Below are 15,318 nucleotides of genomic sequence, written 5' to 3' on the forward strand. Positions count from 1 at the left end.
AGCAGTAAAAGGAGCTTCGGTCACGGGGGCGCAGGAAACAAACCGGGATGGTTAAATGACCAGAACAGGCTGCAACGCGGCAGAGAGTAATAATTTATCAAAAATAAAATCATAAAAATGGTGCATACGGTACAAGTGGTTATTATGCCGTTAAAAGAATTGTTGGACCCGCAGGGCAAGGCCGTTAAAGGCGGACTCGATAACCTGGGACTGAAAAGTATCCGGGATGTCCGCGTTGGCAAACACATCCTGCTGCAGGTAGAAGCGAACAGTCCGGAAGAAGCCAAAGCCCTGGGCGAGGAAGCTGCCAAAAAACTGCTGGCAAATGCTGTAATGGAATATTTCGAAGTATCCGTCCTGTAAGTCATACCTCCTCAAAATATTATTTCAACACTGGTCATCGTTCATAAATCTTCCGCTTAATATGTTGTACCTGGTTCCAACGCCCATTGGTAATCTGAAAGACATTACCCTCCGCGCGCTGGAAGTCCTGAAGGAAGTGGACCTGATCCTGGCGGAAGACACCAGGAATACGCTCAACCTGCTGAAGCATTTCGGGATCAGTAAACCCATATCGCCCTATCACCAGCACAACGAGCACAAGATCCTTAACCATCTGACGGATCAGCTTTTATCAGGAAAGACCATGGCACTGGTGACGGATGCGGGTACCCCGGGCATTTCGGATCCGGCCTACCTCCTGGTGCGGTCCTGTATCGAAAATAATATCCGGATTGAATCACTGCCCGGAGCAACGGCCTTCGTGCCCGCGCTGGTAAACAGTGGACTGCCGGCGCACCGTTTTTGTTTTGAGGGTTTTCTGCCTGTCAAGAAAGGCCGCCATAGCTTGCTTGAAAAGTTGAAAACAGAAGACCGGACCATGATCTTTTATGAGTCTCCGCTGAGGTTGGTCAGAACCCTGCGGGACTTCGCCGGCTATTTCGGTCCCGACAGACCCTGTTCCGTCAGCCGCGAACTCACCAAGGTTTTTGAAGAAAATCGGCGGGGAACGCTGGAAGAAGTGGCCGCCTATTTCGATGAAAAGACCGTGAAGGGAGAGATCGTCATCGTGGTTGGGGGCGCCGAATGACGCGCGTGTATTGAACTTGCTGCTGGCCCGCGACCCATCTGTCAGGAGACTTATATTATTTGATATTGTCAATAAACAAATATTTATCTTGCCATCAAAAGGCGGCTATTGATTTTTGGTTGATGGACCGCCGGAAAAATTAAGAGTAAGCTTATGAAGCAGACCATCCGTATCATAAGGCATTTGCTGCCCGCTTTGCTGCTGATCGCGCAATTCCAGCTCGCCGCGCAGATCCAATTAACCGATAAGATCCCGGTGGATCCATCCGTCAAGATCGGTAAGCTGGAAAACGGGCTGACCTATTACATTAAAGAAAATAAAAAGCCTGAGCAAAAAGTGGAACTGCGCCTGGTCGTCAATGCCGGTTCTATCCTGGAGGATGATGACCAGCAGGGACTGGCTCACATGGCCGAACACATGGCTTTTAACGGAACTAAAAATTTCAAGAAGAATGATATCATCAGCTTCCTCCAGAAGATCGGCGTAGGTTTTGGGAATGATTTAAACGCCTATACCTCTTTCGATGAAACCGTCTATATGCTGCCCATTCCTATCGATAAGCCCGAAAACCTGGAGAAGGGATTCCGGGTGCTGGAAGACTGGGCGCATAACGTGTCCTACCTGGATTCAGATATTAATGATGAGCGTAATATAATATTAGAGGAAAGTCGATTGGGTAAAGGCGCTGAAGACCGCATGTTCAGGCAGATTTACCCCTCTCTCTTCGCTGGCAGCAAATATGCCAACCGGTTGCCTATTGGTATTGATTCCATTATCAGATCGTTCAAGCCGGATGCTATCAGACGGTTTTACTACGAGTGGTACCGCCCCGATCTGATGGCGGTGATCGTGGTGGGCGATGTACCGGTCGCCAAAGCAGAGGAAATGATCATCAAACATTTCAGCAGGCTCAAGAATCCTCCAAATCAGCGCGTGAGGGAGTTGCCGAAAGTTCCGCCCTATCAAAGCAACAGCGCAAAAGTGGTGACCGATAAAGAGGCCACCAATTATGATGTGTCCGTGTCGTACAGCGCCTATCCGTTCCTTCAGGCAACGACCGTTGGCGGATATAAGGACGATATCGTCAGGAATATTTTCACCACCCTGCTGAATACCCGGCTAAGGGAACTGACCCAGCAGGAAAACCCACCATTTCTCTATGCTTACGGGTATTTTAATAGTTATGCCAGGGGTTACGATCAGTTCAATGCCTCTGCAGGTGTGGCCACCGCCGGCGTTGCAGAGAAAGGCCTTGCCACGCTGATCGAAGAAATTGAAAAAGCCAAACGGTTCGGGTTTGCAGCGGCTGAGCTGGACCGGGCCAAACTCAACCTAATGTCCAGCATGGAAAGGGCATACAACGAAAGGGATAAGACCGAGTCGGCACGGTATGTTGACGAATACATCCGCAATTTCCTGGAGCATGAACCTATCCCGGGGGTGACCACCGAACTGGCTTACTATAAATTCCTGTTGCCACAGATCACCCTGGAGGATGTTAAAAATGTTTCCGCGTTATTGCAAAAGACGCCCAATTTCTTTGTCTCGCTGACGGGGCCGCAGGCACCCGTTCTGCCACAGGCGGACAGTCTGGTGGCCGTGGCCGATTCAGTGACCGCGTTAAAGGATATCAGACCCTGGGAGGAAAAACAGATCAGCACCACGCTGCTTAAAAAGATCTCCACTAAGGGAAAAATTATTAAAGAGACTAAAGATCCTCTCCTTGGAACGAAGACCTGGACACTGAGCAACGGGACAACGGTGACCATCAAGAAAACCGATTTCAAGAATGATGAGATCCAGATGGGCGCCCGCAGGTTTGGTGGCACCAGCAATTACGGGGTGGCTGACAAATCGAATGCCACTTACGCGCTTAGTGTAATCAATGCCATGGGTTATGGCGATTTTTCACCAACCGACCTGCAAAAAGCCATGGCGGGCAAGACCGCCAATGCCGGCGCGTCCATGACCAATACGACCGATGGATTTAACGGCAGCAGCAGCGTGAAAGACCTGGAGACGATGCTCCAATTGCTGTATCTGAAAGCGACCTCGCCCAGGATCGATACGATGCTCTTCAACACCTATATCCAGAAGAGCAAGGCGCAACTGGCCTTTCTGCTGGCCGATCCGCAGACGGCTTTTGTGGATACCCTGATCAAGACGGTCTATCACAACGATCCCGCGACGCCGATCGCGGTGCCGAGGCCTGAGTATTTCGACAAGATCAACCTGAGCCGGGTAATGCAGATCTATCGTGAGCGGTTTGGCAATGCTTACGGGATGCATTTTGTATTTGTAGGGTCGATGGATGAGGCGGTACTCCGCCCATTGGTTGAGAAATATATTGGTGGATTGCCTGCGGTAAAAAAGAGCTTTAATTTCAAAGACAACGGGCTGCGGCCGGTGAAGGGGAAAGTAGATCTGAACGTATATAAAGGCCAGGCTGAGAAAAGCCTGATCCTGATGATGATGACGGGGCAGACGCCTTACAGTGAGGAACTGGCGCTGAAAGCAGCGGCCATCGGGGAGGTGCTGAATATCCGGGTGAATGAGGAGCTTCGCGAAAAGATCCAGGGGATTTACAGCGGCAATACCAGCGTCCGTTTAGAGAAGTATCCTTACCCCAACTATTCGGTCTTTGTGCAGCTTCCTACGGGACCAGAGAAAATCGACACCCTGCTGAAAGCCATGCAGGCCGAGATCACGCAGATCAAAACCGCCGGTCCGTCGGCCGAGAACCTGGGCAAGGTGAAGATCCAGTGGACCGAAAGCCGGCGCACCGCCATGAAGCAAAACGGCACCTGGCTGGCTTACCTGCTGAGCGCCAGCATCGATAAAAGAAACCCCGACCGGTTCCTGCATTACGAAAAATATGTGAACGCGCTGACGCCCGCCGAAGTGCAGGCCGCCGCGAAGCTATTGCTGAGCGAGCAGAATATCGTCAATGCGATATTGAGGCCGGCTACCTCCCTCCCCGTTCATCCATTTTAACGGACACCGCAGCCGGTCAGGTTAAATATTTCCCTATATTTCCGGTTTGATATTGAACAGCATGAGCAGGTTTTTTATTTTACTGGCGCTAGGTTGGATGACCCTGGCATCACAGGCGCAAAACGGATACTGGCAACAGCACGTTAAATATACCATGGACGTGGATATGAATGTGGTAGCCAACCGGTTTAAAGGAACGCAAAAACTGGAATACACCAACAATTCTCCGGATACACTGAAAAAGGTTTTCTACCATTTATACTGGAATGCCTTCCAGCCCGGAAGCATGATGGATGAGCGTAGCCGCAGACAGGGCACCATTCTGATAGGAAGTGAACCCGATTGGGACGACCGTGTCCGGGACCGGATCCAGCACCTGAAGCCGGACGAGATCGGATATCAGAAAGTGCTGTCGTTGAAAATGAACGGGACGCCCCAAACCTTTGACGAGCAGGAAACCATCCTGGTCGTGACGCTCAGCAAACCCATCCTACCTAAACAGAAGGCGGTGTTTGATATGGAATTTGAGGCGCAGGTCCCTTTGCAGATCCGGCGCAGCGGCCGGGACAACCCCGAGACGGGCGTCAGGTATTCTATGAGCCAGTGGTATCCAAAAATGGCGGCCTATGATAAAGAGGGATGGCATGCTGATTCATATATCGGACGCGAGTTCTATGGGGAGTTTGGTGACTTCCAGGTGAATATTACGATCGACAAAAGCTATGTCCTGGGCGGAACGGGTTACCTCACCAATGCCAATCAGACCGGTTACGGCTACGAGCAGCCCGGCACAAAAGTGATGCGGCCGCAAGGCAGCAAACTTACCTGGAAATTCTTCGCGCCCATGGTGCATGATTTCGTGTGGGCCGCAGATCCCGGATACATCCACAAAACGGCAAAGATCCGCGATAACCTGACCCTGCACCTGCTCTACAAGCCGGGCAAGAAAGCGCCGGAGGAATGGGAAGCTATCCTCACCAATGCCGCGAAAGCCCTGCCCTATATGGAAAAACAATTCGGTCCCTATCCCTATCACCAATATTCGTTTATTTCGGGTGGCGACGGCGGCATGGAATATCCGATGGCCACGCTGTTGCAAAGCCCCGGCGCCTGGCTGCATGAGTGGCTGCACAACTGGTATTATGGGGTCATCGCCACCAATGAAACGGTGCACGCCTGGATGGATGAAGGGTTTACCGTTTTCGCCGAGAGCCTCACCCAGGCCTGGCTGAAGGGGCGGACTGATTCCATTCATACCAAAAGCTATAAGAGCTACCTCGCCGTAACGCGGGGTAATGTGGAAGAGCCGATGGATACGCCGGCGGATCTTTTCAACACCAACGCGGCTTATGGCGTCGCCAGCTACTCGAAAGGAGCGGTATTCCTGGAGCAACTGGGGTATATCCTGGGGGCGGATGTGCGTGATAAGGTGTTGCTGGATTATTATCAAACCTGGAAGTTCCGGCATCCGGACCCGAATGATTTCATCCGGGTTGCGGAGAAGACCAGCGGCGCGCAGTTGGGTTGGTACCTGTATAATTGGACCAGCAGCACCCGGAAGATCGACTATGCCATCGACAGCCTGTGGGAGGCGGGCGGCAAGACCCTGATCCGGCTGCGGAATGACGGGATGATGCCCATGCCCATTGATTTTTTGATCACGGGGAAGGACGGCTCCCGGGAAATGCATTATATCCCCCTGGATCTGATGTATCAGGCTAAACCCAATGAAGACCCTTCCATTCCCAGAAAAGTATATGCGCCCTGGCCCTGGACCAGCCCCACCTATACCATCGAGACCACCAAACGCATTATGGAGATCCGGGTTGCGGAAATTGACCCCTCACAGCGAATGGCGGATGTGGAACGGAGGAATAACCGGATTGAATTTAAAGGTTTTAATTGAATGAAGGACCTGAGGGGCCTAATTCAATTAAGCCCCGGTTTCATACATGAAAAATCTTTTTTAAGCATTATTTCATCCCAATAAAGATCACTAAATTTAGAAAAATATCCTGATTTTCGACAGTTTTGTCCCGCGATAACCTGCCTGCGTTTTCCCATTCCGGTATAACAGGAAATTAATATGCGCCCGACGATGCCTATTTCACTGACTTTGTTGCCGATAGATGGTTAAACATTGATGTATATCATGATTATGTAATATATATAATGTTAACCCCGCAACGAAAATTTTTTGATTACTACTTTTATACTACGAAGTTTTGTGAAAAATTTATATTATTTTGCGTCATTAATTGGTTGATCACAAATAAAACCGGCGGAAACGGTTCGGTTATTTGCGGTCCCCAGACAAAACAGAAAACTACTTAGCCTCTATGCCGCGACTATTTTTGGGAAAAAGCTATGATGCTGACTGGATTATTTTAAGACCTTTAAGTATGATTTACGGCTTTCTTGCGCTAAGGATATTTCGTGGCATGTCAACGGGGCTGGTAAGTGACTGCACAACCGTGACTAAGTTGTGGTGACAACGGATGAGATTTACCCAAGAAGCAGATCAAACAGTAGCCCTAAACTACCTATGATGGGACCTTCCAGGTAAAAAAGATAACTGAATATTGAGAATAGACGGATACCGCTGGCTAAATGCTCCTTCCTGTGCCTATTGCAAAGGGGCTTTGTGAACTTGTGAATTAGATAATTGACGCTATCCGGAGCAGAAGCTGATCCTGCTCCCACTAGAGCCTGACGGGGGTCCAAAAGAATTAAACTATGGGTCATCTGTGTAATGAACTGCATATGAATACTATCAAAGTAGCCATTTTAGCGAACTGTCCGCTTTTTGCTGATGCCTTGTCTGTGTCGCCAAACGGACAAGCGGGGATTGAAGTGGTCAACACATTCGACGACGGCCTGTCGGTATTAGCCTATCTCGAGAAACAACCGGTGGATGTATTGCTGGTCGATCACGAAGGCCTGCCTCCCACGCTGTGCATGGAAGTGGTGAGGTCAATCAAAAAGCGCCGCCTGAAAACAAAATGCGTCATCCTGATCGATGACGATGATGATGTAACCATCTTAACCGCCCTGCACGCCGGCGTCTCAGGATATGTGCAGAAAAAAGCAGATGTTTCCATCATGATCCTTGCCATCCGGGATGTACATGGCGGAGGGTTTCCAATGAACAGTAAGGTAGCGCGAAAGATCATTGATGAACCGTCCGCAACAGGCAAGCAGCACCTGCTGTCTGAAGAACTTTCGCAACGCGAAAATGAAATCCTGCAGTTGCTTTCAGCCGGTTACCGGTATAAAGAAATTGCCGACCTTTTATTCATCAGCGTGGAGACCGTACGGACCCATATCAGAAATATGTATGAAAAACTTCATGTAAACTGCCGGGCGGAAGCTATCAAAAAAGTGAAGGACCGGATGAACGGGATTCTCTGAAGATCAAGCTGGACAGGCATTCCAGCGAATGGGTAGAAAAATGTGAGGCAACCTGTTAAAAATTACTACTTTTCTAACATTTTATACTACCAAAACAGAGATTATCTTTGAACCGGGTTTAGAATTGAATAAGACACTGCTGTAGTGGAAATTGAATTAATATTTTTTGGATACGTTGGAGTATCCGGTCTCCGGCAAATATGAACTTTACCTGAAAGCCGGCGTTTGAAAGACCCTTTGCAACTGTGATACAGCTGACTACTGAATTGATTAAATAGAATATTGTTTTAACCCTTAAAAAACCGTTCTGGATCAAAACATTTAAACAGCGCTTTCAATTTAAACAGCCTTCCAAAGGGAAGACTGCTATGAAATAGTTTTCTAAAAATAAGAATATGTAGCTATATGACCGGCGTCGTGGCAGCGCTGAGTCTATCCTGGAATGTTGTATAGCTTACGGTCAGGGGTGTTTTACGTTTAGTAAAGCAAGGGCCTTCATATTGCCCGGACCCGGTGCTGACGGGGTACGCAGCGTCCGGGGTTAGAGCGAAGATTGGTATTGCTTAAAAGACCGGCACCAAAAAATGTTATGTAGAAAGAATCATTATTAACCGCTCACATAATCAGATGAAATGACACACATTGATCTATTATTTGTGAAAAGAATCACCAAATTCATGATTGTACTGGACGTACTCGTTCTATGCGGCTACATCCTGTTGCACATGCAATCGATAAGCGTTACGCCGCAGGTCATCATGGCCACCCTGGTGTTGCAGGGAGTTAGCTGGTGCGGTATTGCCGACTACTACGGCTATTATAATAATTTATTTTTTCGCGAATCCACCGCTGTGTTTTCAGATACATTCAAAATATTAATTTATTATTCAATCTCCTCTTACTGCTTTTACCTGTGCACATTTTTTAATGTGTTGAACCCCACCGCTACGCTCATCTTTATTATCAAATACCTTGCCTTTTTTATCACCTATGTTGGCCTGAGCCGGTTTCTGTTTTTTGCTGTGCGCAAGTATTGTCGTGAGAAAGGAGGCGTGGTTCAAAACTTTGTTTTTATTGGCGGTTCCCAATCCCTCCGCAAAGTGATGACGGAGATGAACAAGGACACCAATTTCGGATATAATTGCGTGGGTTATTATCACACTAACAGGCTGGAATACCTGCCCTTCAATTACCTGGGCGACTACCAAAAGCTGGAAACCGCCGAAAATGAACATGCCCGGTCCGTTGCGGTGATCAGCCTCTCGGCGATGGAAGTGGATGAAGTGAAACGCTTCTGCGACCGGGCCGATAATTTTCTGATCCGCACCCGCTTTCTCCCGGAATTCTTAGAGGTTGGTAAATCGGTGGTGGTGCGCAATGTGGGCAACTATCCGATGCTGAGCGTGCGCAAAGAACCGCTGGAGAAGGAAGCCAGCTCCGTGATCAAAGACATTTTTGATTTTTCTTTTTCTTTACTGGTTTGCGTCCTGGTGCTGTCCTGGCTGGTCCCCATCATCGCGCTGCTGATTAAGCTGGAGTCGAAGGGCCCTGTGTTTTTTATGCAAGACCGTTCCGGCCGCGGTGGCAACATTTTCAAATGCCTGAAGTTTCGCACCATGCGGGTTAACAGCGAGGCCGATAACCTGCAGGCCACAAAGAACGATGCCCGCATCACCAAAGTGGGCGCCTTTCTGCGCAAATCGAACCTGGATGAGCTCCCGCAATTTATCAATGTATTGAAAGGCGAGATGTCTATTGTGGGACCCCGCCCGCATATGCTGTCGCACACCAAACAATTTAAAGAGGTGATCAGCACTTTCATGGTACGCCATTACATCAAGCCCGGAATCACAGGCCTGGCGCAGGTGAGCGGCTACCGGGGTGAAACCAAAGACCTGTGGCGGCTGGAAAAACGCGTAGAGTGCGATATCACCTATGTGGAGAACTGGAGTTTCCTATTGGATCTGAAGATCATCTTTCTTACCGGCTGGAATATGATCCGGGGAGAGGTGAACGCATATTGATCAACATAAATATTATTTTGTAACAGACTATTTAAACAAAACAAATGAAACGACTGATTTTTTTGTCTTGTTCCATTTTTAGCGTAATAACAGTCCTTGCGCAGGATGGGAGGGATTTTCAATTGGGAGCGCCATCCCGTGTCACCGCTGGTGTGCATCTCGGCACACAGGGATTTGGGGTAAATGCAACCTATCAGCTTCATCAACGTTGGATGCTGAACCTGGCCACCAGTTATGCACCCTATGGTTACACCACCACACGCACCCTGGGGAAGAATGACTACGATGTGAGGATGAAGGAAAAAATGGGTAATGTGCAACTGACTGCTGGCTGGAAGCCTTTCGGTGAATCCCATACCAGCGGACTGGCAAATGCTTTGTATATCAACGGGGGGCTGGCCGCTTTCTATCAGATGGAAGCCAATGCCACCGCTACGCCTAACAACGACTACCAGTTTGGCGATATCATCATTAAGAAAGAAGACCTGGGCCAGGTGAGGGGGGATGTCTCCTGGAAAAAAGTAGCGCCCTATGGCGGGCTGGGATTGAGAGGGCTTTCCCTGGGAAAGCAGATCGTATTCAATGCCGACCTGGGAACCTACTACCTCTCCAAGCCGGAGGTGCACCTGACGGCCGACAAACTGCTGTCTGAAAACACTTCCCAGGAAGCAACAGTACAAAAGAACCTGGAAAAATACCGGTGGTTACCCGTATTACAGGTTGGCATATCCTACAAGTTTTAATGAATTATAAATAATATACGATGAAGAAAAGATATATTTTATTTGTACTGACGACGTTCCTGGCGGCTACGGGCATCATCCTGTCCTGCACCAGCCCCTTCAAAGACATGGACGTTTCCGTAAACAGCAACGTCTATAAAAACGTATTGAACCTGGAGGTTGTCAGCAGCACCGGCGCACCCATCACGGATGCCGCGGTGACGATCTCCGGTCCGGATGCGGGGAAGATCTATAACGCGGAAGGCAAGAAAGTTTTTACGGTAGCCCATGGGTTTTTATTCCTGGGCGTTGACCCCAATGTAACCGTTTCTCCGGAGATGCCGCTTAACATTAATGTCACCATCAGCTCACCCGGTCACCTGATTGCCCAGATGCCCCTGAAGCTAACGGGCACCCAAAAAGTATCCCTGCGCAGGCTGACCATGGTGAACACGGCTACCAGTACGCCGGATCTGACGGTAAAAAGCACCTCGGTACCCCTGGGCGCCGATGGCACCCCCACTGCTCATGTTACCGTAAATATTCCGCCCGCTGCGGGGCAAACGGAAGCCACCAGCGTAACCATTCCTGCAGGTACCCAGTTTAAAGATGCAGATAATAAAGTGGTTACCGGAACCAACCTCCAGGTGAGCGTTATTGTCCCTGTAACCGGTTCTGACAACCTGGCGCAAGTATTTCCCGGAGGGGCAGGTCTGACACAACCATCGGTGCAAACTTCCAACGGTGCCAGCGCGGGTGCGCTTTTGCCCGGAGGGATGTCTGAGATCAGTCTCACCCTGGACGGCACGCCGGTGACTAATTTCTCCAAACCCATCGATCTCAGTATTACCCTGGATCCGGATTATATCAACCCATCTACTGGCCAGACCGTCAAAGCAGGCGATAAGCTTAGCATCTTCAGCTTCGCCAGCGGCAACCCCATCTGGAAATTTGAAAAGGAAGCCACCGTGCTGTCGGTAGGTGGTAAGCTAACGATCAACTTTTCCAGCTCACACGCAACCTGGTTTATCGCCGGACAATTTATTCCAGCTTGTACCAACAGCCTTAAGCTAAAACTAACGGCAGACTGGCTGAAGAACGGGATTACCCATCCTGTAACCGTTAAAGTTTATTCCGGTTCCGCCAGCGATAATGACAAGCTGCTGGTACAAAGAACCGTGACCGCCGTTAACGGCACCGAACTCAGCTTCGATCATTTACCCCAGGCGGCCATCACCATCCAAACCTTCGATGCAGGTGGCAACCAGCTCTCGAATACCGCTGTGGCCAACCCCTGTACCGCTCCCTTGCAAACCATCGCTCTGAGTGCTTCACCAGCGGCCAGCAATCCAAAAGTGACCCTGCAGCTCTATGTGCGTTGTCCTAATCAGACCCAGCCCATCACGGTGCTGCCTACCTTCTACCTGTATTATAAGGAACATGGGTCGGGCGGTGCGTTCAACCTGCTGGGTGTGGTGGTAAACGGGTATATCAGCACCACCCTGCTGGATCCTGCAAAGAGATATGACTTCAAAGCCATCTGGGGCAATACGGTTAAACTGGCCAATGATGCCGCCATCAAGGTTGACAACACGGCTACCGTGGGCGATAATCCGTCGGCGGGAGAGATCATCGGCACCAAAGCGGGTGCAACCAACCTGGAGATATTGAAGCAGAAATGCAAGGAGGCCGGGTTTTAGGCGCCGGCGTTTTGAGCAAACCATTTTTTAAATATAAAAAACAAATCATTTATTCAGTATCTACGGGCCTACAGTTTGGCAGCGAGCGGGCAGTGAGATGGAGCGATGATATTCTAAAATACCTATGTTTAATTTAAGAAAGGCGAAAGTGATGTGGGTGGTTTTTGTATTCATGGGATTGGCATCCTGCAAAACTTACCAGAATGTGCCCTACTTCAGCAATATACCGGGCAGCGCGGATATTTATACCAAAGGACAGGAAAATAAAGCAACGGAATATACCGGACTGAAAGTGAAGCCGGATGACCTGCTGATGATTACGGTGAATACGCTGGATAACCGGTTGTCTGTGCTGTCCCGTGAAGAGAACACACCACAGGGAACCCGGGCCGAGCAGACTCAGCCAGTGGATGGGTTTTTGGTCAGCCCCGAGGGGACCATTGAACTGCCCCTGCTGGGAAGCCTCAATGTCGGCGGCCTCACCACCGCGGAGATCAGGAACCTGGTGAAAAAGAAAGCCGCGGTTTATTACAAGGATCCGGTGGTGAATGTGCGGATCGTCAATTTCAAAATCACCGTGCTGGGCGAGGTGAACCGGCCCGGAACCTATTATATCGCCGGGGAAAAAGCCACCATCCTGGATGCGCTGGGGCTGGCGGGCGACCTGACCATTTTTGGAAAGCGGGAAAATGTGATGTTGCTGCGGCAACTAGGCGATAAACAAAAAGCGGTGCGCTATAACCTCAACGACGGGCAGGCCCTGAACTCGCCCTACCTGTACCTTCAGCAAAATGATGTGGTGTATGTAGAGCCGAATAAGAACAAATCCGTGGCCACCGATTCGGAGAAGACCCGAACCATTACTGTTATAGGCGCCATCGCCTCAGTCGTTGCCATCATCATTTCAAGAGCATTTTAGCATTAATATGAAGAACACAATCGAGAGAGAGCCGGAATTTGATTGGGAAGGGGAGAACGAAAGTATTGACCTCCGCAAGTTGCTGAGCCGCATTAGGATCAACTGGCATTGGTCGGTCTTATTTGCTTTTCTGGCGCTGGCGCTGGCGGTTACCTGGCTGTATTTTACCGCGCCAACCTATGAAACCCGGTCCATGATCCTGATCAAGGAGGAGCAATCCAAATCGGGCAATGGCGGCCTTTTTAAAGGAAACATGGAGCTGCTGCAGGGGCTGGGTATTGTATCCGGCGTAAGCAATGTAGATAATGAGCTGGAGATCCTGAAGAGTTATTCGCTGATGAACCAGGTGGTACAGGACCTGGCGCTGAATCTTCGCTTTTATACGGAGGGTAAACCGCTGACTACCGACGAACTATACGGTTCAACCCTGCCTTTCCGGTTAACCCAGCAAATCACGGATATTTCACGCTATAACAGCCTCAACGGCAAGGCGTTTAAGGTTACCCTGCACAAGACCGGTGGCTTTCTGATGGAAGACGTTGAAGGCGGCAAAAAATACCCCGGGAAACTGGGCGTTCCGCTGGAACTGCCGGGGATCCATTTATTGCTGGAAAATAATCCCCTGGTCACTAAGTGGAATAAGCCGCTTACCCTGAAGATCTTTAATCTGGACGGCACCACCATCGCTTACTCGCGTCGTTTTGATGCGGAAATACCCACCAAACAGGTGAGTATCGTTAATCTTAAAATTAAGGATAATATTCCCGAGCGCGGGCAGCAGGTATTGTCCCAAATGGTGCGGTTTTTTATTGCCAATAGCATCGCCGACCGGAACACGGTGAGCGATAGCACCATCGCCTTTATCAATAGCCGGCTGGCTTCCGCTACCGACGATTTGAGTCAGGTGGAATCCCGGATCCAGAATTTTAAGCAAAGCAATAATATTGTGGATATTCCCACCCAGGCGCAGGCCCTGATCACCAATGCCGGGGCGATGTCCAAATCAGAAGCCGATAAAGAGGTGCAGCTGAGCATGGTTAATTCACTGATCACCTTCATGCAGCAGACCGGCAACAATCCCAAGCTGGTGCCTGCGGCGCTGATGGTGGATAATGCGGTACTAAATCCAGTTATCGACAAATACAATACCCTGTTGCTGGAGCGGGAGCGGAACCTGATGAGTGTAACGGAAGATAATCCCATCATCCGGAACATAGACCAGCAGTTGACCGGGCTCCGCGCCAATATGATGTCGGGACTGCATTCCATGCAGGTGAGCACCCAATCCGGCCTCAACTCCCTGCGGCGAAGCAGTGGGGGTATCAGTTCCAATATTGGCGCTGTACCCGCTAAGGAAAAGCAATTCCTGGAATTCAGCCGGCAGCAATCGATTAAACAGGAACTCTATGTATTCCTGCTGCAAAAGCGGGAGGAAGCCGGGCTGGCCAAGTCATCCAATATGCCCAACGCCAGGGTCATTGACGGCGCACGGACTGATCCCGGGCCTGTATCACCAAAAGCGAAGCTGATCCTGGTGGGTTCTTTATTGCTGGGGCTGTTGACGCCGTTGTTCTGGTCCTGGTTAAAGGAGATGGTCAACAACCGCATCAACATGAAAGAAGATATTGAGAAGCGGACCAAGGCGCCCATCATTGGCGAGATCAGCCATGCCAAATCAATCAAATACGGCACGCTGAAGGTGACGCTGAAAAGCCGGGATGCCGTTTCCGAGCAGTTCAGGATATTGAGATCCAACCTCAACTATGTGCTCACCGGCGCTAAGGATAAAGTGATTTTGGTCACCTCCTCTATCCCGGGTGAGGGTAAGACTTTTGTATCGCTGAACCTGGCGGCGACCCTGGCGCTCGGCAATAAGAAAGTGGTGGTGCTGGGGATGGACCTGCGGAAACCCAAACTCTCCAAACTGCTGGGCTTAAGCGATGCCAAGGGCATCAGCAATTACCTGATCGGCTCCTGTTCGCTGGAAGACATTATTTTCCATGTGGAGGATCATGAAAACCTGTTCGCCATTCCTTCGGGTCCCGTGCCGCCTAACCCATCCGAGATCCTGATGTTGCCGCAGATGCAGGACCTGATTGAAGAGTTGCGGTACCGCTTTGATTATATCATCATTGACACCGCGCCGATTGTGGTGACGGATGCCACCATCCTCTCGAAGCATGCGGATGTGACCTTGTTCATTACCAGGCCGATGCTGACCTATAAAGATAGCATTAAGAATATTGACCAACTGTTTAGAACAGGCAGGCTGCCCCGGATCAATGTGATTGTGAATGATATCAATGTGCGGAAGTCGCCGTATTACGGCTATGGTAATTATTATTACTACGGCTATTACGAGAGCGGCACCCGGGAGAAGAGAAAGAAGCAGAAAAAAGGTTCGGAGTTGGTGGTCTGACAAGGTCCGCCGGTTGAAAGAAAAACGTGCATAAAGACA

General features: G+C 49.8%; 10 protein-coding genes. All 10 read left to right on the forward strand.

The annotated features are described in order from the left end of the window. Nucleotides 1–117 precede the first annotated feature (117 nt). The 10 genes from purS (at nt 118) to AC3WS5_RS06505 (ending at nt 15,279) form a co-directional block, all read left to right on the forward strand. Nucleotides 118–363 carry a phosphoribosylformylglycinamidine synthase subunit PurS gene (purS, locus tag AC3WS5_RS06460; RefSeq protein WP_492466435.1) on the forward strand — a complete coding sequence of 82 codons (246 nt, stop codon included), beginning with the start codon at nt 118–120 and terminating at the stop codon, nt 361–363. Nucleotides 364–424: 61 nt separating this feature from the next. Then, on the forward strand, nt 425–1,090 hold the full coding sequence (gene rsmI / locus AC3WS5_RS06465) for a 16S rRNA (cytidine(1402)-2'-O)-methyltransferase (RefSeq protein WP_492466436.1): 666 nt from the start codon (nt 425–427) through the stop codon (nt 1,088–1,090). A 153-nt stretch (nt 1,091–1,243) separates the two neighbouring features. Beyond that, on the forward strand, nt 1,244–4,084 hold the full coding sequence (locus tag AC3WS5_RS06470; protein WP_492466437.1) for a M16 family metallopeptidase: 2,841 nt from the start codon (nt 1,244–1,246) through the stop codon (nt 4,082–4,084). Between the two features lie 61 nt (nt 4,085–4,145). After that, nucleotides 4,146–5,990 (forward strand): M1 family metallopeptidase, encoded by a 1,845-nt coding sequence (locus AC3WS5_RS06475; protein WP_492466438.1) that lies wholly within the window; start codon nt 4,146–4,148, stop codon nt 5,988–5,990. Nucleotides 5,991–6,847: 857 nt separating this feature from the next. Continuing rightward, a complete protein-coding gene (locus tag AC3WS5_RS06480; protein WP_492466439.1) occupies nt 6,848–7,495 on the forward strand; it encodes a LuxR C-terminal-related transcriptional regulator in 648 nt (215 codons plus the stop codon). A 632-nt stretch (nt 7,496–8,127) separates the two neighbouring features. After that, nucleotides 8,128–9,519: an exopolysaccharide biosynthesis polyprenyl glycosylphosphotransferase gene (locus AC3WS5_RS06485; RefSeq protein WP_492466440.1), complete on the forward strand. Its 1,392-nt coding sequence runs from the start codon at nt 8,128–8,130 to the stop codon at nt 9,517–9,519. A 44-nt stretch (nt 9,520–9,563) separates the two neighbouring features. Then, complete coding sequence (locus AC3WS5_RS06490; RefSeq protein ID WP_492466441.1) at nt 9,564–10,262, forward strand: hypothetical protein; 699 nt, start codon at nt 9,564–9,566, stop codon at nt 10,260–10,262. Nucleotides 10,263–10,282: 20 nt separating this feature from the next. Then, complete coding sequence (locus tag AC3WS5_RS06495; protein ID WP_492466442.1) at nt 10,283–11,941, forward strand: hypothetical protein; 1,659 nt, start codon at nt 10,283–10,285, stop codon at nt 11,939–11,941. A 124-nt stretch (nt 11,942–12,065) separates the two neighbouring features. Continuing rightward, nucleotides 12,066–12,860 carry a polysaccharide biosynthesis/export family protein gene (locus tag AC3WS5_RS06500; protein ID WP_492466443.1) on the forward strand — a complete coding sequence of 265 codons (795 nt, stop codon included), beginning with the start codon at nt 12,066–12,068 and terminating at the stop codon, nt 12,858–12,860. Nucleotides 12,861–12,867: 7 nt separating this feature from the next. Then, nucleotides 12,868–15,279: a GumC family protein gene (locus AC3WS5_RS06505; protein WP_492466444.1), complete on the forward strand. Its 2,412-nt coding sequence runs from the start codon at nt 12,868–12,870 to the stop codon at nt 15,277–15,279. Nucleotides 15,280–15,318: the final 39 nt, after the last annotated feature.

The sequence above is a fragment of the Niabella sp. CPT15-335-S11 genome (genome assembly GCF_058792415.1).

Bases quoted from the DNA above. Each gene is read 5' to 3' on its own strand.
- AC3WS5_RS06470 (WP_492466437.1), top strand. From the start codon at position 1,244: ATGAAGCAGACCATCCGTATCATAAGGCATTTGCTGCCCGCTTTGCTG.
- AC3WS5_RS06480 (WP_492466439.1), top strand. From the start codon at position 6,848: ATGAATACTATCAAAGTAGCCATTTTAGCGAACTGTCCGCTTTTTGCT.
- AC3WS5_RS06495 (WP_492466442.1), top strand. From the start codon at position 10,283: ATGAAGAAAAGATATATTTTATTTGTACTGACGACGTTCCTGGCGGCT.
- AC3WS5_RS06485 (WP_492466440.1), top strand. From the start codon at position 8,128: ATGACACACATTGATCTATTATTTGTGAAAAGAATCACCAAATTCATG.
- AC3WS5_RS06490 (WP_492466441.1), top strand. From the start codon at position 9,564: ATGAAACGACTGATTTTTTTGTCTTGTTCCATTTTTAGCGTAATAACA.
- AC3WS5_RS06475 (WP_492466438.1), top strand. From the start codon at position 4,146: ATGAGCAGGTTTTTTATTTTACTGGCGCTAGGTTGGATGACCCTGGCA.
- AC3WS5_RS06500 (WP_492466443.1), top strand. From the start codon at position 12,066: ATGTTTAATTTAAGAAAGGCGAAAGTGATGTGGGTGGTTTTTGTATTC.
- purS (WP_492466435.1), top strand. From the start codon at position 118: ATGGTGCATACGGTACAAGTGGTTATTATGCCGTTAAAAGAATTGTTG.
- AC3WS5_RS06505 (WP_492466444.1), top strand. From the start codon at position 12,868: ATGAAGAACACAATCGAGAGAGAGCCGGAATTTGATTGGGAAGGGGAG.
- rsmI (WP_492466436.1), top strand. From the start codon at position 425: ATGTTGTACCTGGTTCCAACGCCCATTGGTAATCTGAAAGACATTACC.